Raw genomic sequence first — 19,024 nt, forward strand, 5'->3', positions numbered from 1 at the left:
CGCGAGTCGGCTACAGCGATGTATCAACCAGTCTTCCGGTATATAGTTCTGGTGACGAGGCAGGAGTAGGGCGTGTCAGCGGACCGGAGTGCGGGGGCATCTGCCCCTGTTTGACACGCTTTGAAAAACCGGCCTGGTGTGCGGTCTGAATGTCGCTTACCGTATCATTAACGATAGCCTTTGCGTCGCTCAGCAAGGGGGAATAAGGCGCGGGCAGATAAGGCGGATCCCATAACGGGCCGCGGGGTACTCTGACCAGCGGCAGGATATACATCCTGCCGGGCGGAAAGTGCTTTGTCACATTAAAGTTCAGAAGCGGAGGGATGTATTGCTTCATGCCATTGCCTCATGTGTCCAACACGTTTGACTGACCGGAATTAGGTTGCGCTTCTCATAATCTACGGGAGTCATCTTGCCAAGTAAAGCGTTGCAGCCTGTCGCCCATATGCATGGACTTGACTGGTGCGCGCTAATCGCGCAAAGTCGCCATTCCAAACGTAACTACACTAGCCTCGGGAGATCCGTATTATGGCTGAACATACCAGTGAAGCAGTTGAAGTAACTCCGTACTTCGATGTGGAAATGTTTATGGGCGTTGCTCAGGAAACCCGCATCGGCGGCCAGATGATGGATCGCCTTGTGGATTGCTGGGAAAAGTGGAGCAAAGAGCTTACGGTGCGCCGCGTCAAGGCCGGTAAGATTGAATACCTTGTGGTATGGCTGGGCGAACCGGTTGAAGTGGAAGTGGATGGTCTGTGGGAGAAGTCTCCCAGCGAAGCACATTTGTACAACTCTCTGGCGCAGTCCATTGTCATGGCTGCCGTGCACGAAATTCTGCCCGAAGTGCAGGATGCAGGATGTGCTCCCGGTCCCAAACCTACAGAGGCGCTTAAAGACGCTCTTGAGGCTGAAGGCATTCCTTACAACCTCAGCGAAACAGCCCTCAGCCGCCGCTATGCAGTGGTAACCCACTACCCCTTTAAGGGCGGGTGCGAAATCTGCTACCTGCTGCCCAACTGTCCTAAAGGAAACGGCGACAACAGCTCGTCTACCATTGTGCTGCCCGGCTTTGAGTCCGGCATGTCATAGTTGCCTGTTTTTTGATGTCGCTTTTGCAGCCGTGCACCGCACATTTGCGGTTCACGGCTTTTCTCATGTCCGGTGATGTTACATCAGGCCTGTATGCAGGTTACTGTCAACGTGATAAATTCCCCTTCTTTTTTTCTGAGCAGAGTCACGGCCTCAGCTGCAGATTGAATTTTTCCGTCTGCCTGAATGGTTCCGACCTCATCTGCTGAAGCTTTATCAATCATGTCGGCAAGCATGCCGGATTTGACAGAGACGCCGTTTGCAAGCAGGCGCATTGTGTGGTGCTGCATAATCAGGTTGAACAGAACAACTTCGACCATACCTTGCATTTTCTGGCCTGTGCTTGTTGCCGTATGAGTAATGCCGCCACGCAATGCTGCATAAGGACTGTTGCGGCGCATGGCCACTCCTGCGGCCCCCGGTAGAGCAGAAGCTAGTGCCATGCGGGCACCTGATGGAACGGTGGCAGTATCAATGTCATCAACAGGATGGCCATCCAGAAAGACCGTTTCAATTCGTTCCTCAATGTAATCGTTTGTAAATCCTAAGCTTTCTTCTAAAACACAGCGAACAGAGCAGTTAACTGCTGCGGAAATACGAAGTCCGGACTGACCCATTTGACGCCAGTAATTGTTTGCTGACTGTGGAATTGAAATAGAAATGTTCATCTTGGTAGTCCTTGGTAATTTTTAGTTCGTTTAAGGCCTGATTGTATTCTTTTAGGTTAAAAATAACTTAATAGAACCTGTGAGAGCTGATAATCTCTTTGACATGATATTTCACGCGGTTGTAGTGTTCTGCTATCCCTAGAGGTACCCCAATAGCCCCGCTAGGGGCAATGGGCAATCGGAACTGTGGGCTGTTCCGACCATTAGTGTGCTTGGACTAACACAACGAACTAAGGGGCTTAAAATGCCAAAGATTCTTCGCATCAATACTAAAGAGCGTACTTTTCGCTACGAAGAGCCGGGTAAATACGCCGGCTTGGGTGGCCGTAACCTGACTTCGCGTCTTGTGCTGGAAGAGGTTCCTGCCGACACGCACGCACTAAGCGCAGACAATAAGCTTGTTGCCGCAATCGGCCTGCTTTCGGGCACTGCTGCTGCAAACTCCGGCCGTATTTCTCTGGGTGCAAAATCGCCTCTGACCGGCACCATCAAGGAATCCAACTCCGGTGGTACGTTCTGCCAGAAAATGGCCCGCCTTGATATTCTGGCCCTTGTGCTGGAAGACAAGCCTGAAGATGACGCCCCTTTCTGCAAGATCATCATCACCAAAGACGGCGTAAAGTTTGTTGATGCTGGTGAAATGGAAGGCAAAGGCACTTACGAAAGCATGGATATGATTGCTGAAGAATACGGCAAGAAGGTTTCCGGCATGATCATCGGACCTGCCGGTGAATCCTGTCTGACCGGAGCCTCTATCCAGTTCTCTGACCCGTGGGGCCGTACTGCCCGTGCAGCAGGCCGTGGCGGTCTGGGTGCTGTCATGGGATCTAAAAAGGTTAAGGCTCTGGTGCTGGACGATACCGGCGGAGAGCGCTTTACCTACGCTGATCCTGAAAAGTTCAAAGCCGCTTCCAAGCGTTGGGCAGAAATTCTGCGCTCGCATCCTGTTACCGGTCAGGGCCTGCCCGGATTCGGTACCGCTATTCTGGTAAACATCATTAACGAAGCTGGCGCGTTCCCCACCAAAAACTTCCGTGATGGTCGTTGCGACCATGTAGCCGGTATCAGCGGTGAAACCATTGCCGAGTTTATCACCAAGCGTGGTGGCAAGACGAAAGAAGGCTGCCACGCCGGCTGTGTTATCCAGTGCTCGCAGAACTACGTTGACGAAAAGGGCGAATACCTTACCTCCGGCTTTGAATACGAAACCGTATGGGCCTTTGGTGGTAACGCTCTGATCAAAGACATCGACGAAATTGCCAAGCTGGACCGTCTGTGCGACGACCTTGGCGTTGATACCATTGAAATCGGCAACACTGTGGCTATTGCCATGGATGGCGGCGTGATTCCGTGGGGTGACGGCAAGGCTGCGTATGAGCTGGTAGACCGCATCCGCGACAAGAAAGACGCTCTTGGTAAAATTATCGGTAACGGTGTGGCCTTTACTGCTCAGGCTTTCGGCGTAAGTCGTGTGCCTGTAGTAAAAAATCAGTCCATGCCTGCTTACGACCCCAGAGCCGCAAAGGGTGTGGGCGTAACGTATGCGACCACTACTCAGGGTGCCGACCACACAGCCGGTTACGCTATCTGCCAGAACATGCTGAAAGTCGGTGGCGATGTGAACCCGCTCGGCAAAGAAGGGCAGGTCGAAACCTCCAAGGCTCTGCAGATTGCCACTGCCACCGTGGACTCACTGGGCCTGTGCCTGTTTGTAGCTTTTGCGGTTCTTGATACCGCTGACGCTGTGCAGTGCATCTGCGACATGGTATCCGCACGTCATGGCATCGAGTTTACCGGAGATGACTTCGGCGCACTTGGTATTGCGACTCTCAAGGACGAAATCAACTTTAACAACGCTGCCGGTTTCACCGCTGCCGATGACCAGCTGCCTGCCTTCATGATGAAGGAAAAGCTGAACCCCCACGGCGTGGTATGGGACTTCAGTGTTGAAGAACTGCAGGCTGCCAAAGTGCAGTAACTGTCGCAACCTACATAAAGAACAATGGGCCGGATTTTCCGGCCCTTGTTTTTTGCTCTGTCTGCATGGCACAGGCTGTGGTTGCAGGATGGTGTGAAGAATTCAGAGAGTTACATTCTGAAATGTTCTGTCATTCAGGTCGAAAAAGAGAATGCCCTTCGCGTGGGGTTTACCGGTAAGAATCTTCACGGCTTCGGCACATTGCATAGCTGCTGCACATGCAACGACAGGGGCGGGCGTACCTAAAGAGTCTTCCACAGGTGTCGTGCTCGCGTCGCCTGTTCCCAGAAGCTCTGCCGGTCCAGCCTCATCCGGCAGGACAACGCCTACGTAGCCGGAAAAACCTGCCACAGCGGCGGTGACCATGGGAACACCGGCTTGCTGGGCGGCTTTTTGCAAAGTAAGGCGGGTTTGCAGACCGCCAAGTGCATCAATTACCAGTTGTTTGCCCTTGATGTGTTCAGGCAGACTTGATGCATCCAGAAACTCGTTTACAACCAAAACTTCAACGGCAGGATTGACTGCCGTTGCATGATCTTTAGCCGCCTCTGCCTTTGAACAGCCAAGCCTTTCTGTGGAACTTAGCAATTGTCTGTTCAAATTGCTTGGCTCAAAGGTATCCCCGTCCGCAACAGTAATTTTGCCCACTCCCAGCCGGGCAAGCATATCAAGGACATGTCCTCCCAAACCGCCCGCGCCGACTAGCAGTACGTCAGATTCGAGAAGGCGTAGCTGGTCTTTGAGAGAAAGTTGGCTGGTGTTTCTGATGTAGCGCTCGGGTAGAATGCCCTGCGAAAGAGCGGCGCGCTCAATATCTTTGGTGTGGCAACCAATTTGGTGGGCGATATTTTTTGTAACCGACAGTGGAAGTCTGCCCCCTGAGGCAAATTTGTGAATCAGGGATGTGGCGGGGTCCGCCTCCGGATGCACTCCATTTGCTCGGGGTGCGCTTACAATAGTATCGGCGTGGGTGGATGGCACAACCTTTGGGCTGAGGTTAGGAACAGAGCTTTCTGAGGCATCTTCTGTCTTCGTTCCGGCATCTTCAGGCGCAATGGAAACAGGGTGCTCGGGCACTGCTCAGCCCCCGCCTACAGCAGGGAACAGGCCAAGCCTGTCGCCGGTATTAAGCAGGGCATCAGTGTCAACATGCAGCCCGTTGATGAAGATAATTTTTACATCCTCTTCGGCAATGCCGAGCCGGGTCATGACTTGTGCCACAGTTGTACCTTCCGGCATTTCCAGAGTGTTGCCTTGCGGAGAGTGACAGGAGAGGGTGGCAAAACATTTTACTTCTATATTCATGGCTACAGCCCTTCAATCGTTGCAATAAACATGGTCAGACGCGGGTCGCGTCGTTCAATTAACTTCAGGCATGTGTCTACGCATTCTGGGCAGAATGCGCTTCCTTTCTTTTCAGTAAGCATCTTGCGGGCATAGTCAAATGGATGCGCCGGTCGCCACGGGCGGTGTGAGCAGATAGCTTCAACGGTGTCCGCAACAGCAAGAATACGGGCTTCGGGCAGAATCGCATCGCCGGACAGGCCATGGGGGTATCCGCTGCCGTCCAGTCTTTCGTGATGCTGTAGCACCATTTCCGGTATAGGCAGTTCAAAGGGCACGTCTTTTAAAATATCATATCCCATCTGAGGATGCTGGCGGATGAACATCATCTCGTTGGCATCAAGTGCGGAAGGCTTTGTCAGAAATTCAGAGGGGAGTCCCATCTTGCCCACATCATGGAGTAGTGCAGCCAGCCGTACTGCTTCGAGACCGTTGTGATCCATGCCCAGCTCCTGCGCAATGGCAGGGGCGATTATGGCAACTCTGTGCTGATGAGTGCCTGTGTAGGCGTCCTTCATGTTAATGACGGTGCTGAGCGATTTGACTGTGGCAATAAGGATTGCCTCGGTCCTGTCATTGGCAAGTTGCAATTCCCGCGTGCGACGCTTCACCATCCGTTCCAGCGTCTCTTTGTATTCTGCGCTTTCCCGCATGGACTGAGCACGGCGCAGTCCGGAGTTTATGGCATCCTCCAGATTCTGCATTTCGCGTATGGGCTTGGAAAGAAAGTTCCATGCACCGCATTTCATTGAGCCTACAGCTTCGTCAATGATACCGGTACCGGAAACAACGATAATAGGGGTGGTCGGGGACTGGGCAGATATGCGGGAGATTACATCGAGCCCGTTCATGCCTGGCATGTTCAGATCAACGACAACAGCATCGGGCCGTTCTTCTTCGAATATTGCGATTCCCGAAGCTCCATCAATAGCTGATAAGAAAATGAAACCAGAATCTTCAAGGTAGCAGCCTATATTGCGAAGAATAACAGGGTCGTCGTCTATTACCAGAATGGCAATGGATTGGTCAGTCATTGTTCCGCCGCGCTTAGTTTCAGAAAGTATCTCATGTTATACTATCTGTGAAAACCTTGCGATGCAAGACGTACAACAACACCTGTCATGCAAAAATAGCACGGATGAAAGGCCCGCTTGCATCACTACGCAGTGTAATGTGCAATACTGCGGGGAAGCCGTCTCCGTTCTGCTTTCTTCCCCGGGCTGTAAGGCGCAGCTGTGTATCCGGCAGCGGAAGCTGTCGGGTGTGCTGTTGCAACGTATCAATAGCCTCTTGCAGCTCTTGTTTACTTTCCGGCTGAAGCAGATCATGGAGCCGTAAAGAAGAAATCTGCGTACTGGGGTTCAAAGCAAACTGCCGGACAAGCGCACCGGTGGCAGAAATAAGCTGGCCGTCCAGAGTTGCATCAACAATACTTACGGGCAACTGATCCAGCTTTGCGCGCTGTCTGGCTTCGTTTTCTCTGAACAGGCGATATAGTTCAAAGCTTTCTATGGCGTTGGCACAGTGCTTGAGCGTTATGGATAACAAAGACAGCAGAATGCCCGAAAGGTTTCGTTCCGAGCGGGGCATCGCTCCGACAAACATGCCGCGGGTGCGCGATGATGTGGCCAGAGCCTGCAGAACCAGCCTGTGCTGGTTATCGCGCGAATAAACTGTGATCGGCCTGTTTTCGCGCAGGGCAAGGGCAAATACACCGGTATCAATAAGGTGTTCCAGCTCGTCATCCACCACAGAGCGGAATTCTTCCGGCTGACAAAGAGCCACAGAAAAGTCGGAGGATGACTCATCTACAAGGTAAAACGCCATAGCTGAGAAGCGTACCAGCTCGCCGACACGTTCCATGGCTTCGCGCAGCAGTGAAGAAGGTTCGTGCAGCTTGTTGATACTGGTTTGAAAGTCCCCGAGATTCGAGGCCATTTCCAGAACATCAAGCGTAAACCGTGCCTGTTCTTCCAAATTGCGGAGCCGGGCCTTCAGGTTGGCCTGACTGAATGGTGTTTCGTTACTCATTCAATTCAAAAAATCTTATTATTTCGTGAACCTGATAGTCCATTTGCGCCGCAGCCTGTTCAAGTGCTCCCACGGGAAGACCGAGCAGGTCCCATGTGGCTTTGTTCAGGCTTGGCACCAGCACTTCGCCGCTGGTACCGAACTCCATTGTATGTGCCAGAGTGTCAGCGACACTCATTATGGCTGCTTCCAGACCGCCTTGCCCGCTGCCGGGTTTGTGGTGCAAAGCGACATTGCGTTCCAGTGATACCGGACAACGCCATTCCTTGAGCAATCTTCCGCCCAGCGCGTCATGCCCGAACCCGAGGATCTCTCTTTCAAGGCTGCGCATAGGCACACCGCGCCTGCGGGACTCTGTAAGAATATACAGAGTATGGTCAGGCATCAGGCGATATGCTGCCAGCCTGCCAATGTCATGCAGCAGACCTGCAACGAAAAAGCGTTCTGTATTAGGCATGCGGTGCAGGCTGGCAAGCAGTTTGGCAGCGACCCCACATGCTACAGAATGCTCCCAGAACGAGCGCATGTCTACGATGTTATTGGGCAGTCCTTTAAAAAAAGTAGTTACTACAGCTCCCATTGCAAGTGATACAAGCTGGTTGCTGCCGATTACAGTTACAGCCCGGGTAATGGTGTCCACTTTGGCCCGCAGGCCGTAAAACGTACTGTTTACCAGACGCAGCAGCCGTGCACTCAGGTCAGTATCGTTCGCAATAACTTCAGCCATATCTGTGGCGGAACTGCGCGGGTCGTTAACTACGTCTACAAGGCGATGAAATACCGGAGGCAGTGAACCCAGCTTAAGGTCACCCCGCATAAGATCACCCAGCGCAACGGGCTTTGACGGAAGCGGCACAGGCGGTAACGTGTTGTATTCAGGAAACGGTTCAATGGGGTCAGAGCCCTTTGCAAGGGCGGTAACGCCGCACTGAATCAGTGTCTTGATTGTTTCGTCTTCAAGGTCGTTAAGTGCAAAACGCTTGAGCACCCTTTCGCGGGCGGCTTGAACACGTTCCGGCGACAATGCTCCCAGCGCGTCACCTGCCAGCTCTTCTGCTTCTACGCCTTCAATGGCAACTTCTGCAACGCCCCAAATTTTAAATACACGCAGGTGTTTTTCTGTAACAGCCTCGCCGGCGGATAATAACTTTCTGCCGTTGCTGTCTTTGACGTCTTCAGAAAGAATCATTCCTGATTTGAGTAATGAGACGTTGATCCTGCTCATAAATAGATACCAATAGTAATAACGTACGTAATTGTAAAAAATACATACGAGTTGTTGAGGGAAGTAAAATTTTTAAGATGTTTAACGTATCATCTGGTAGTAACCGAGGTAGCCGCTTGTGGCAAGTGGCGTGTTTCTCATCGTTATACGTGTTTCCTTTCTTCCGCTTTTTAGTGGATTCTGTTAGACGTGCCGAAGCATCCGGCATTTGTACCGGAATCAAAGATTAACCATAAAGGTGCGACAGGGGCTGGTATGAGTATCCTCGACGTGATTTTTGCGCTCATCGGTGGATTTTTTCTGATCCGCGGACTGTTCCGCGGCTTGATGATCGAGGTGGCCGCCGTGGCCGGTCTTGTGGGCGGCTTTTTTCTGGCTAACGCATATTATACCGAAGCCGTGCCGTATGTAGGCAGGTTTGTTTCGGCGGGTTGGTCGGAAATTGTATCGTACGTTTTAATTTTTCTGGGCGTCATGGTGCTGTGCACTCTGGTTGCCGTGGGCTTGCGCAAAGTGCTGGAAGCCACAGGCGGCGGCCTGCTGGACAGCATCGGCGGGGGCGTTGTCGGTTTTGCCAAGGGCTTGATTATCTGCCTTGTCATTTTTGCCGTACTTACTAAATTTGTCCCCGATATGCAGTTTGTGCAGGAATCCAAAATAGCTCCTTATCTGGCGCGCACAGCTGATATGGTAGAGCAGTATATTCCTGAAAATACCTTTTAGCATTTTTGCCTGCGCATTTTTAACTGCGTGTAGCTGAATTATATATAACTTTATAACCACTCAAATTTGTTATGACTACTGATGCAGTAACCACTCCGTTGCAGGAACTTACAGAGGTTTTGGAATCGTTAATCGGTCCCGGCGGTTGCCCGTGGGACAAAGAGCAGACTCCTGAATCTCTTTGTGACTATGTGCTGGAAGAGGCTTTTGAGCTTGTGGACGCCATTCGTTCCGGCAAAGCAGCTGATGTGCGTGAAGAGCTGGGCGATGTGATGTTTTTGATGGCGTTTATCGGCCGCCTGTATCAGGACAAAGCCGGTTTCTCGCTGAACGACGCCATGTCTGACGTTGCCGCAAAGATGATTCGTCGTCATCCGCACGTGTTTGATGAAGTGACCTTCAAAAATAAAGAAGAACAACTCAAAGCGTGGGAAGCTATCAAGCGTTCGGAAAAAAGCGATGGCGAAGGTCGGCCCAAGGGCATTTATGACAGTCTGCCTGCCGGACTGCCGCCGCTTCTCAAGGCTTACCGCCTGCACTCTAAGGCTGCCCGCGTAGGTTTTACCTGGCCTGAGGATGAAGATGTTCTCCGTCAGGTCGAATCAGAACGCCAGGAGTGGGAAGAGGCTTTGGAAAGCGGAAGCAGGGAACAGCAGGAAGCTGAGTTCGGTGACTACCTCTTTACGCTGGTTGAACTTGGCAGGCGTAAGGGGATAAAGGCAAACGCGGCTATCGGCGGAGCGAACGTCCGTTTCTTGCAACGCTTTGAAGCTATGGAAGCCCTTTGTCGCGAGCGTGGGCTAGACTTTCCCTCACTCTCTTTTGAAGAAAAAGATGCCCTCTGGAACGAGGTAAAGCTGCATGACAGCAGCAAAAATACATAAAAGACTTCAGTCGTCAGCGCGAAATGCCGGCGTTTCCGGCAGACAGCGCTCCTCTTTGACTGCTTGTACCCGAAAAAATGTAAGCGCTCCTGTTGGCAACGGGGGCGCTTCTGTGTCTGTTGCAGATGCCCTCAACCCTGTGGTGTCTGATGGATGGGCCGTGTGTCGGTTTAAGGGATGCACTGTTTATATTGAGACGTGCAGTAAGCAGAGTAAAGAGTATGGTTCTGAACATAGCGCTGTCTGGCGGCGGAACTTGTTGTCTTCTGCACAAGAAACCGCAGCTGTTCATACAACCTGCAGCCATCCTGCAAAGCTGGAAGCTTCGACTGAGATATTCAACCGCCCCGATGTTTGCATGATTGCAGCAGCCGTCCGAGGCTGGCTGCTCCGGCGTTCCATTGACAGCCGGTTGCAGGATTACGCAACCTCTCTCGGGATTGACGATTTGCATGCAGCTTTGTTTCAGCTAGCAGGTAGAACCGGAGCGAAGAGCGGGGTGGTATACGATGAAAATATACTTGAGCAGTTGTTCGAGTATATTCTGTTTCCGGATGAAGAACTGTGCCTGCGTGTAGAGCAGTGTGTCATCGCAGCTGAGGCGGATGGGCGTGAAGTGGCGGAGGGCTGTTGCGCCGTACCCGCAGATATGGTCTCGGCTGTGTGTCGCCACCTGTCAGATGCAGAGGCTGTCATTTCATTGCCTCTGGCTATAGTGAACGAGCCGGAAGCGGGTTGCATACACGTTGCTGTTGCATTAACGGCGCTGCAACAGCTTGTAGCTCGTTTGTGTGTTGGCCGCGTTATTCCTGCCTGTGTGCATGCCTGTACGATGTGCGTAGGCACAAGCACAGCACAGGAAACCGAAGAAAGCCTGGCGGATGATAGTTCCTTGCGCCTGTATGCAATGATCAGGCAGCTCATCCGGCGGTCATCTTTGCAGTTTACGCCGTTCCGGTGTTTTATGATTCAGTGCTATCTGGAGGCTGTTCCACATTCATTCCCGCAATTTTTGCAGGGACTGCGTATCTGGCTTGCCCTGCTCGAACGGGTAGCTCCTTTGCCTGGTAATCCGCAACAGGCGGAGTCCGATCTGTTTTCAGCACTGTCCAAGCGCAGGGCCCGACTCAATAAAACCTTGAGGGATGGGCAGGAGTTTGAACAACGTCTGCGCAGATTCAATATGGAAACCTTGATGATGCAGGGAGTACGGCCTCCGGCAGCAGACCCTGTAATAGTCCGTGAAGAGATAAGCGTGCTCGACAGAGTGTGTATTGCTCTGTTTCGCTGCATGCCAAGTGGGGCGGAGCTGTCAGAGCATGATCTGGGTACGTTTGGAGTCTCTGGTTCGGACTATGCCGGAAACGGGCCTTTTGACCCGAAAACGGAAGTTATGGCTTTGATGCGGACTTTATCCTGATTATCAGGCTGCGAGTTATTTAAAAGCCCCTGCATGGGGTTCATGCAGGGGCTTAGCTTTTTGAAGGGGATGGAAACTTACACCATGGTATCAATGTGTTCTCCCAGTCCCTGAATGGCAACGCCTGTTTCTGTCTGCGCTCCACTTTGCCGGGATTCGACACGGTTCAGATTGTTCTGATCTTCCTGCGTCATTTGCTGTTGTTGTGTCTGACGCTGGGCTTCGAGAACATTTACAATGCCCTCTGCCCCGCCTTTGGCTTCATCAATGCGCATAAGCACCTCCAGACCTTGGTTTTGGGTTCTGGTTATAATTACAGCCTACGAAGTTCTTATCGGCGTGTGCGCCGGATACTTTAGGTGAAAAATAAAAAAAGAGGCCGCCCCGAAGAATCAGGGCGGCCTCGGTGACGGCAAGGCCGCCCGAGGCTGTGGCAGTGGACATGCGTACGTCATGCCACTCCGGAGACTGAGCTGACTACAGCCTGAATAAGTCTGCCGCTTTCATTGTACACCGGCGATGCCTCAATGGCGACAAGTTGTCTTGCAACCTTAGGGTCTTCCAGTATTTTGTGCTGCAACTTTCTTCGGCTGATGTCTTTGGCAGCGTCTGCAAGCGACACTGCCGTACTCTCCCGGGCCACCTGCACACCGGGAAGATGGAGAGTGCTTCCTTCCATGGTATGCCTCCCCACCCTCTTTTGAGGGTGTGTTACCATCTTATCGGAGGCTCCTGTGCTTTTCTTTAACTCTTCATGGTCAGGTCTGTTGTTCTGTATGCATTTGCAATGTAGTGTTGTCACATCGTCTGTATTTTAACGCTTAGGAGGCTGAAGATGCTACTGCCGGAACGAGAAGCGCGGGAAAAATTCTGTCCGTTTATGCAGCCCAGAGATGCTCAACCGGCTTTTTGTCTGGGAGCACAGTGCATGATGTGGCGGTACAGACAAAAAAGTGCAAAAAGTCAAGATGACGAAGGATATTGCGGAGTTGCAGGTAAGCCTATGGGAGCACTTTAATACGCAGAGTTTCAGGTCGCGGTACCTGTAGTCAACCTGCATGGTAATATCTTTGTCATTGGATGTGGCATGCACTTCTGTACCGGATATGGCTTTTTTTTGCGCTAGGCGCTTTATTCCCCATTTGAATTAGGGCAGTATGCCTGCTGGCAAAGGCTTTGCCCCTGCCTTGACTACTGCTTATTTTTATGAGGTTTATTACTTACATGACATCTGAATCAGAAAATAAATCAGAAATAACGGCGGAGAATGCATCGTGCGAAACTTCCGCATCCGGTAATACATCCGGTACTGGCGCTATGCCATTTGATGGTGTTCTGCCATCCAACAGAATTTACGCCGTGTCGCTGATTATTCTGTTGTTGTTTTCGTTGTGGCTCAGCTACCGGTTGCTGGAGCCATTTTTAAATACGTTTATTATGGGTATTGTGCTGTCTGCCATCTGCTATCCGCTGTACAACTGGATATTGGAAAAGACCGGTCATCGCAGCCGTACTCTGGCCTCACTGGCGGTACTTCTATTTGTCTGCTTTTGTATCGCCTTGCCTTTGTTCATTTTTATTACGGGGCTTATCCCGCAAGCCGTTCAGAGCGTGTCAGCCTTGAACAACTGGATGAATCATACTGATTTTGACCAGTTGCTGAAGGGGAGTACCCTTGACCCTTACCTTAGCTGGGTACGTCAGAATCTTCCCTTTATCGATCTCGGTAAGCTTGATCTGCGCGCAGAACTGCTCGGAGTATCGCGAAAGATGGGGCAGGGGCTGCTGGAAGGCGGAACCTACCTTCTAGGCAATGCACTTACATTGCTGTTCCAGTTTTTCCTGATGCTGCTGATTGTTTTCTTTATGTTGAAAGACGGCAAAAAGATGCTGCAAGTTGTTAAGTATATGTGCCCGCTGCATGAAGATCAGGAAGATGCGATTTTGCTGAACCTGCGTAGCGTAAGTAAGTCGGTGCTGGTAGGCGGTTTGCTGGTAGCAGCTTTGCAGGGTCTTGTAGGGGGAATAGGCTTGTGGCTGGTGGATATTCCGGCTCTTTTCTGGGGAACGGTGATGGGCTTTGCCTCGCTGGTACCTGTTGTCGGAACCGGACTGATCTGGGTGCCTGCATGTCTTTACCTGCTACTCATAGGCTCATGGAAGGCCAGTCTGTTTTTATTCATCTGGTCGGCACTGGTTGTTGCCAGCATAGACAGCTTCCTTCGTCCTTACTTCATGCGCGGCGGCGCAGGCATGTCCACTTTCTTTATTTTTATGTCCATACTGGGCGGTATCAAGGTCTTTGCCATGGCCGGTGTTTTATATGGTCCGCTTATCCTTAGCTTTACCATGGTGCTGTTAAAACTGTACGGTGAAGAGTTCAGCCATGTTCTTTCTAACCGTTCGGTATCACGGGGAGAAGCAAAAAGGCAAAAGAAGGCTCTGGGTGCGAAATAGCCCTTGGTAGATTGCTTGCCTGCATTAGCTTTTTTCGTTATCAATATCCCTTCGCACTAAGCGAATGATGTGCCGTCCCCCCCTGGCACATCGGGGAATCCATGAAATTCGATGCTACTTTGGTGTGTCCTCAGAATACTACTGAGGACACACTGTCGCTATTGTCTGCTGTTTATGGCTATAACATGAACGGTATCGGCGTGTTTACCCGTGCGGGTGTTCTGATTTACGCAAATGCTGCATGGCAGCTGCATGCCGGCACCGGTACTGATTCTGTTACTTTTACCGCTCTGACTGTTGGCTGTGAGTCTCTTTTTGCGTCTTTCGTAAATGGTTCACGGCAAGAGTGGAGCGGAAGCCTGCCCTTACATCTGCCTTCCGGGCGGCGTGTTTTCAGCGCCAGCTTGCGTTCTCTCGAGCCCGGCTTCTTTCCTGAAAAATTTATTGTTGCCGAAATAACACCGCAGCACTCAGAGAGTTCTGCTCATGCTTGCTGTACATGCCCTTCATGGCACCTGCCGGCCCGTTTGCACAGCGTTCGCGAAAGCGTAGAACACCGCCTTACGGTTCTTTTTTCTGTATTGCAAAAACGAACGGGGTGTACATCCGCTTCGTTGTGGCTTGCCGGAGGAGAAAAAGGGGCACCTGTAACTGTTGATCATCCCATGCCTGTGAACGGTGTGCCTGCGTCGCGTCTGTTCGGCCAGAAGTTTGCCGACTATGTGGTGGGCAAAAAAGATACTGTGGCTCTTGATAGCGAAGGCCTTACCCGCCTGACATCTCAGGGCATATTGCCGGAAGGGATGACGTTGCCGGACTCCATATTGGCAGCTCCGCTATTTACTTCGGACGGAGATGTTCTGGGTGTGCTTACTGTGTGTCGCAGCGGTGCCGGTGCGCGCTTCGGTATGACTGAAGCGATTTTTTTACGTAATGTTGGCAGCGTACTGGCTGCGGTAGAACGTATTCATGCCAACGAGAGGGCACTGCGGGAGAGTGAAGCACGCTTCAGGGCCGTTTTTGACAACGCCGGACTTGGCATTGCCCTGCTGTCACCACAGGGAAGAGTGAAGCAGATAAATCAGGTCATAAAATCCATGTCCAGCCTGCCTGAGTCTACTTTGCTTGGCAGACACTATTCCGAGTTTTTGTCTGCGGCGGATGCGAGGGTTGCAGATGGGTTTTTCAAGGCAATTCATCATGGTTCCGAAGAAGTGCTGCATATGACCTGTGCCGTACAAAGGATGTATGCTTCGCTCGTGTGGTGCAAATTGACAATGAGTTCAGTGCGCGACAACGAAAGCGAATTGCAGAACATCATTGTACAGGTAGAGGATGTCACGGAGCACAAGCGCGAAGACGAGCGCATCACCTTTATGGCCTATCACGACGTTCTTACAGGGCTTCCGAACAGGGCGCTTTTTCAGGACAGGCTGCAAGGTGCGTTTAACAGAGCGCAGCGGAATAGCGATTTTACTTTTGCAGTGTTGTATATGGACATGGACGGCTTTAAGACTGTTAACGATGCCATGGGCCATGATGTAGGTGATATGCTGCTGGGTATGTTTGCAGAAAGAGTGAAAAACTGCCTGCGCAACGTAGATACCCTTGCACGCCTGGGGGGCGATGAGTTTGCTGTTTTGCTGGATGATGTGCCGGAGATTTTACAGGTTACGCATATTATCGAGCGCATTACTGAAGCTGTCTCCAAGCCTTTTGTTTTAGACGGGCGCGAAATCAAATGCGGTGTGAGCATAGGGGCGGTACTGAAAGGGCAGGAATATTCGTGCAGTGAAGATTTGCTGCGTGAAGCTGACTCTGCAATGTACAAGGCAAAGCGTACAGGCACAAACCGGTATGCGATTGCCGGAACGTCGGACGAAGCGAAAGCTTTGCGGATGCAGCGAGGCGAAGAAGAATTACTTGCTGCTTTGAAATTCGAACAGATGGAGTTGTTCTTTCAACCCGTGGTATCTTTGCGAACGGGCAGGATGCATGCTGCCGAGGCTTTGTTGCGCTGGCGTCACCCCCGTAAGGGGCTTTTGCTGCCCGGTGCATTTTTACCATTGGTCGAAAGTGCCGGTTTACAGTTTGAGCTTGATGCGCATGTACTTAGTCTGGTGGCAAAATCTCTGGATACTCTTGTTGCAAGGGAAAAAGAGTTCGGTTTGCAGCGTATCGCGCTTCATGCAAACATTTTAAGTACAACACTTCGAAGACCTGACGTGGTTGATGACTTGCTTACTCCGCTGCGGTCCGGTGGTGTTGACCTGAGCCGTTTATGTTTTGAAATACGTGAATGCCTGTTAGTCAACTCGGCTGCTTCCGTGGCCGAAAGCCTCTGGCAGTTGCGGGATGCAGGCATACAGATTGCTCTGGATGGCTTTGGTACCGGCTATTCTTCCTTGGCTATGCTTCGTCGTTTTCCGCTCTCGCTTATCAAAGTTGACGGAACGTTTGTGCGGACATCAGACAAAGATAATGCTGCACGGGGCATTGTACGGTCGTCTATGAGTCTGGCAGAAGGGTTCGGCCTGACAGCTATTGCCGAGGGCGTTGAAATGCCCGAACATGCCGAGTTGTTGCGCGATATGGGATTTGCCATGGCACAGGGAACCTATTTTGCTTCGCCCATGCCTTTGCAGCGTTTGCTGAGAATGTACGAACGGCAGGAATCATTTCCGGTTGTAGCCGGATAGAGTGTATGCATGAACGCGCGCCGTCAGGATTCTGAGGGCGCGCGTTTTTCAATAATATTAACCTACTGTCGAGCAATAGCTCTCAGTCGCAATTAATCACTTGCCTTTTTTACTCGCTATTACCATTCGTCAGTGCCGCTGTGCTGTGCAAACAGCTCGGCCTGAACAAGCCGCAACGTCTCAAAATCATACCGGCCCTTCAACTTGCCGTGCGCAGCAGTAACTCCGCCTGCTGCGACTGTTTCGCCCAGTGTTTGTCTTATAGTAGCCATCTCTTCCGCAGGCAGCTTTACCACATCGTCTACAGTTAACTCTCCCAGCCTGATACATTTTACCAGATGGTTACATATCGTTGCGGGCTTAAGTGATCGCCTTTCCGCAACAGTCTGCATATTGCCAAGTTCTCTGAAAAGGGAGAGCGTTTCGCGCATGGTGTCGGTCAGCCCTTTGCCGGTCGTTGAAGTCTGTCTGGTCTTGCGCTCCGGCATTGGCGGCAGATTTTCCGGCCTGCCATGTGCTGCTTCGTGGGCGAGTAACGTATCTAAAAATTCCTGACCGAACAGGCTCAACTTTGCGCGGCCAACGCCGTGGACACAGGCTAGCTCGTCTGCGTTAGCGGGGCGAAAGCATACCATTTCAAGCAACGCTTTATCGGGGAACACTGCATAGGGAGGAACATCCCGCTCTTGTGCCATTTTTGCCCGCAACGACCGTAATGTGTCCCAAAGTTCCTGTGCTTCAGGCGTAGCCAGAGCATGCTGCAGTGCTTCATCTGCCTGTGTCTTCGCAAGCGCCCGTGCTGCACTGCGTCCCAGAATGTCTCTGCGGAATTGAATGTTGCGTTCGCCGCGCAGTACCTGCCAGCTTTCATCCGTCAGGCGCAAGCCGCCATGTCCGTCAGCATCCGTGCCCAGCAGGCGCAGGCAGGCAAGCTGGCGGAACACGCCTTTCCATTGTGACGCGCCGAACTCTTTTCCGCAGCCGAACGTTTTTAAATCGTTATGACCGTGGCTGCGTACCCTGTCCGTCAGCTTGCCGGTAAGAATGTCGGTGAGATGTGCTGCCCCGAAGCGCTGCCCTGTACGGTACACGGCACTAAGTGCTTTTTGTGCGGCTACTGTGCCATCCCACGTTTCAACAGGGAACTGGCAGGTATCGCAGTTGCCGCAGGCGTCTTTGTCATGCTCGCCGAAGTAGCCCAGCAGCACTTTTCGCCGGCATGCCGTTGTTTCACAAAAAGCCAGCATTGAATCAAGCTTACGTAATTCTACAAGGCGACGGGGACTGTCTTCTTCGCCTTGCCCGAGCATACGGCGCAGCTGCACGACATCGGCAAGACCGTATGTCATCCAGGCGTCGGCGGGCAGTCCGTCACGCCCTGCACGGCCTGTTTCCTGATGGTAAGCTTCAAGGCTTTTAGGTGGTTCAAGATGTGCTACAAAGCGTACGTTGGGCTTATCCACCCCCATGCCGAACGCAACTGTCGCCACCATGACCAACCCCTCTTCGCGCATAAAGCGCTCCTGATTATGGTGGCGTTGAATGGCGTTGAGTCCCGCATGGTAGGGCAGGGCGGGAATGCCTTTGGCTGAAAGCCACTCGGCTGTTTCCTCTACCTTTTTACGGCTCAGGCGATAGACTATGCCTGCTTCGTCTTTATGGCGTGTCCTGATGAAGTGCAGGAGCTGCTCAAGGGGCTTGTCTTTGGGCAGAATGGTGTATGAAATGTTAGGGCGGTCAAAGCCGGTGGCAAAAATTTTTGCATCGTGCAGGTCAAGGTGCTCGATTATGTCCCGCCGGGTGGGGCCGTCTGCTGTTGCTGTAAGTGCAATACGGGGCACGTCCGGAAATTTCTCATGCAGAACTGTCAGGCGGGTGTATTCCGGCCTGAAGTCGTGCCCCCATTGTGAAACGCAGTGGGCTTCATCTATGGCAAACAACGCAGGTGTGATGCGTTCTAACAGTCCCATGAAAGAAGGCTGAACCAGACGCTCCGGCGCAACATATACCATGTCCAGCATACCGCTCAGCAGACGGGCTTCAACTTCCCGTTGCGACTCGATGGACAGACTGGAGTTGAGACAGGCTGCTTTTACTCCCATCTGCGTCAGCGTATCTACCTGATCCTGCATAAGCGCGATAAGGGGCGAAATGACAATACCCGTGCCCTGCCGGATGATGGAAGGAATCTGATAGCAAAGAGACTTGCCGCCACCGGTAGGCATAAGTACCAGTGAATCGCCACCGGAACCGGTGTGTTCGATAATATCTTGCTGGAGTCCTTGGAAGTCTCGAAAGCCGTAAGTGGTTGTAAGGACTTCTTTGGCGGAATCAATAATAGATGGTTCTGGGAACGGTAAAGTAGGTTGCGCTGTCATGACCGGCGCACTGTATCATTGGCTGACGTATCCGAAAAGGGGCAAATACAGCCTTGGATATAAGCCTGTTCGCCGCGGAGGGGCAGGATTTGTGCTGAGCGTAGCAGGGGTTGCTTTAGGGGGGGCTG

At 52.0% G+C, this 19,024-nt stretch carries 17 protein-coding genes; 7 read left to right on the forward strand and 10 right to left on the reverse strand.

From position 1 onward, the window contains the following. Positions 1-10: 10 nt before the first annotated feature. Positions 11-337, reverse strand: coding sequence for a hypothetical protein (locus ACK5LI_RS04325; protein ID WP_416946589.1), 327 nt, complete (start codon positions 335-337; stop codon positions 11-13). Between the two features lie 191 nt (positions 338-528). On the opposite strand from ACK5LI_RS04325, the gene ACK5LI_RS04330 reads away from it, so the two are divergent. Next, entirely contained in the window at positions 529-1,089 is a 561-nt protein-coding gene (locus ACK5LI_RS04330) for a hypothetical protein (RefSeq protein WP_416946591.1), read from the forward strand. Between the two features lie 83 nt (positions 1,090-1,172). Here ACK5LI_RS04330 and ACK5LI_RS04335 read toward each other — a convergent pair whose 3' ends face one another. After that, a complete protein-coding gene (locus ACK5LI_RS04335) occupies positions 1,173-1,757 on the reverse strand; it encodes a hypothetical protein (protein ID WP_416946593.1) in 585 nt (194 codons plus the stop codon). A 244-nt stretch (positions 1,758-2,001) separates the two neighbouring features. Here ACK5LI_RS04335 and ACK5LI_RS04340 point away from each other — a divergent pair, with 244 nt between their 5' ends. Next, positions 2,002-3,735: an aldehyde ferredoxin oxidoreductase family protein gene (locus ACK5LI_RS04340; protein ID WP_416946595.1), complete on the forward strand. Its 1,734-nt coding sequence runs from the start codon at positions 2,002-2,004 to the stop codon at positions 3,733-3,735. Between the two features lie 102 nt (positions 3,736-3,837). Here the strand turns inward: ACK5LI_RS04340 and ACK5LI_RS04345 are convergent, their stop codons facing one another. The 5 genes from ACK5LI_RS04345 to ACK5LI_RS04365 form a co-directional block, all read right to left on the reverse strand. Continuing rightward, positions 3,838-4,812: a HesA/MoeB/ThiF family protein gene (locus ACK5LI_RS04345; RefSeq protein ID WP_416946597.1), complete on the reverse strand. Its 975-nt coding sequence runs from the start codon at positions 4,810-4,812 to the stop codon at positions 3,838-3,840. Positions 4,813-4,815: 3 nt separating this feature from the next. Then, on the reverse strand, positions 4,816-5,040 hold the full coding sequence (locus ACK5LI_RS04350) for a MoaD/ThiS family protein (RefSeq protein ID WP_416946599.1): 225 nt from the start codon (positions 5,038-5,040) through the stop codon (positions 4,816-4,818). A 2-nt stretch (positions 5,041-5,042) separates the two neighbouring features. Next, a complete protein-coding gene (locus ACK5LI_RS04355) occupies positions 5,043-6,113 on the reverse strand; it encodes an HD domain-containing phosphohydrolase (RefSeq protein ID WP_416946601.1) in 1,071 nt (356 codons plus the stop codon). Between the two features lie 85 nt (positions 6,114-6,198). Further along, complete coding sequence (locus tag ACK5LI_RS04360) at positions 6,199-7,110, reverse strand: histidine kinase (protein WP_416946603.1); 912 nt, start codon at positions 7,108-7,110, stop codon at positions 6,199-6,201. Then, positions 7,103-8,335 (reverse strand): HDOD domain-containing protein, encoded by a 1,233-nt coding sequence (locus ACK5LI_RS04365; protein WP_416946605.1) that lies wholly within the window; start codon positions 8,333-8,335, stop codon positions 7,103-7,105. Before ACK5LI_RS04365 ends, ACK5LI_RS04360 begins: the two co-directional genes overlap by 8 nt. A 255-nt stretch (positions 8,336-8,590) precedes the next feature. Here ACK5LI_RS04365 and ACK5LI_RS04370 point away from each other — a divergent pair, with 255 nt between their 5' ends. From ACK5LI_RS04370 to ACK5LI_RS04380, 3 genes are all read left to right on the forward strand, one after another. Further along, complete coding sequence (locus ACK5LI_RS04370) at positions 8,591-9,058, forward strand: CvpA family protein (RefSeq protein ID WP_416946607.1); 468 nt, start codon at positions 8,591-8,593, stop codon at positions 9,056-9,058. Positions 9,059-9,129: 71 nt separating this feature from the next. Beyond that, positions 9,130-9,942 carry a nucleoside triphosphate pyrophosphohydrolase gene (gene mazG / locus ACK5LI_RS04375; protein WP_416946609.1) on the forward strand — a complete coding sequence of 271 codons (813 nt, stop codon included), beginning with the start codon at positions 9,130-9,132 and terminating at the stop codon, positions 9,940-9,942. A 259-nt stretch (positions 9,943-10,201) separates the two neighbouring features. Next, positions 10,202-11,362: a hypothetical protein gene (locus tag ACK5LI_RS04380; RefSeq protein WP_416946611.1), complete on the forward strand. Its 1,161-nt coding sequence runs from the start codon at positions 10,202-10,204 to the stop codon at positions 11,360-11,362. A 77-nt stretch (positions 11,363-11,439) separates the two neighbouring features. On the opposite strand, the gene ACK5LI_RS04385 is transcribed toward ACK5LI_RS04380, so the two are convergent. Together ACK5LI_RS04385 and ACK5LI_RS04390 are read right to left on the reverse strand one after the other, a co-directional pair. Beyond that, the gene (locus tag ACK5LI_RS04385) at positions 11,440-11,637 is read right to left on the reverse strand and encodes a hypothetical protein (RefSeq protein WP_416946613.1); all 198 of its coding nucleotides are present in this window, start codon (positions 11,635-11,637) and stop codon (positions 11,440-11,442) included. Positions 11,638-11,813: 176 nt separating this feature from the next. Then, positions 11,814-12,041 (reverse strand): hypothetical protein, encoded by a 228-nt coding sequence (locus ACK5LI_RS04390; RefSeq protein ID WP_416946615.1) that lies wholly within the window; start codon positions 12,039-12,041, stop codon positions 11,814-11,816. Positions 12,042-12,586: 545 nt separating this feature from the next. Between ACK5LI_RS04390 and ACK5LI_RS04395 the strand changes: the two genes are divergently transcribed. Beyond that, complete coding sequence (locus ACK5LI_RS04395) at positions 12,587-13,819, forward strand: AI-2E family transporter (protein WP_416946617.1); 1,233 nt, start codon at positions 12,587-12,589, stop codon at positions 13,817-13,819. A 101-nt stretch (positions 13,820-13,920) separates the two neighbouring features. After that, positions 13,921-16,518 (forward strand): putative bifunctional diguanylate cyclase/phosphodiesterase, encoded by a 2,598-nt coding sequence (locus ACK5LI_RS04400; protein WP_416946619.1) that lies wholly within the window; start codon positions 13,921-13,923, stop codon positions 16,516-16,518. Between the two features lie 119 nt (positions 16,519-16,637). Here ACK5LI_RS04400 and recQ read toward each other — a convergent pair whose 3' ends face one another. Beyond that, positions 16,638-18,896 (reverse strand): DNA helicase RecQ, encoded by a 2,259-nt coding sequence (gene recQ, locus ACK5LI_RS04405; RefSeq protein ID WP_416946621.1) that lies wholly within the window; start codon positions 18,894-18,896, stop codon positions 16,638-16,640. Positions 18,897-19,024 lie beyond the last annotated feature (128 nt).

Origin of the sequence: Oleidesulfovibrio sp. (assembly GCF_047973035.1) — a bacterium.
In the GTDB taxonomy this organism is placed as follows: Bacteria; Desulfobacterota; Desulfovibrionia; order Desulfovibrionales; family Desulfovibrionaceae; genus Oleidesulfovibrio.

What these genes read in the sequence shown, in the direction of transcription:
- ACK5LI_RS04325 (WP_416946589.1), bottom strand. Translation starts at nt 337, where the DNA reads ATGAAGCAATACATCCCTCCGCTTCTGAACTTTAATGTGACAAAGCAC.
- ACK5LI_RS04335 (WP_416946593.1), bottom strand. Translation starts at nt 1,757, where the DNA reads ATGAACATTTCTATTTCAATTCCACAGTCAGCAAACAATTACTGGCGT.
- ACK5LI_RS04330 (WP_416946591.1), top strand. Translation starts at nt 529, where the DNA reads ATGGCTGAACATACCAGTGAAGCAGTTGAAGTAACTCCGTACTTCGAT.
- ACK5LI_RS04395 (WP_416946617.1), top strand. Translation starts at nt 12,587, where the DNA reads ATGACATCTGAATCAGAAAATAAATCAGAAATAACGGCGGAGAATGCA.
- mazG (WP_416946609.1), top strand. Translation starts at nt 9,130, where the DNA reads ATGACTACTGATGCAGTAACCACTCCGTTGCAGGAACTTACAGAGGTT.
- ACK5LI_RS04370 (WP_416946607.1), top strand. Translation starts at nt 8,591, where the DNA reads ATGAGTATCCTCGACGTGATTTTTGCGCTCATCGGTGGATTTTTTCTG.
- ACK5LI_RS04390 (WP_416946615.1), bottom strand. Translation starts at nt 12,041, where the DNA reads ATGGAAGGAAGCACTCTCCATCTTCCCGGTGTGCAGGTGGCCCGGGAG.
- recQ (WP_416946621.1), bottom strand. Translation starts at nt 18,896, where the DNA reads ATGACAGCGCAACCTACTTTACCGTTCCCAGAACCATCTATTATTGAT.
- ACK5LI_RS04365 (WP_416946605.1), bottom strand. Translation starts at nt 8,335, where the DNA reads ATGAGCAGGATCAACGTCTCATTACTCAAATCAGGAATGATTCTTTCT.
- ACK5LI_RS04355 (WP_416946601.1), bottom strand. Translation starts at nt 6,113, where the DNA reads ATGACTGACCAATCCATTGCCATTCTGGTAATAGACGACGACCCTGTT.
- ACK5LI_RS04385 (WP_416946613.1), bottom strand. Translation starts at nt 11,637, where the DNA reads ATGCGCATTGATGAAGCCAAAGGCGGGGCAGAGGGCATTGTAAATGTT.
- ACK5LI_RS04350 (WP_416946599.1), bottom strand. Translation starts at nt 5,040, where the DNA reads ATGAATATAGAAGTAAAATGTTTTGCCACCCTCTCCTGTCACTCTCCG.
- ACK5LI_RS04340 (WP_416946595.1), top strand. Translation starts at nt 2,002, where the DNA reads ATGCCAAAGATTCTTCGCATCAATACTAAAGAGCGTACTTTTCGCTAC.
- ACK5LI_RS04360 (WP_416946603.1), bottom strand. Translation starts at nt 7,110, where the DNA reads ATGAGTAACGAAACACCATTCAGTCAGGCCAACCTGAAGGCCCGGCTC.
- ACK5LI_RS04400 (WP_416946619.1), top strand. Translation starts at nt 13,921, where the DNA reads ATGAAATTCGATGCTACTTTGGTGTGTCCTCAGAATACTACTGAGGAC.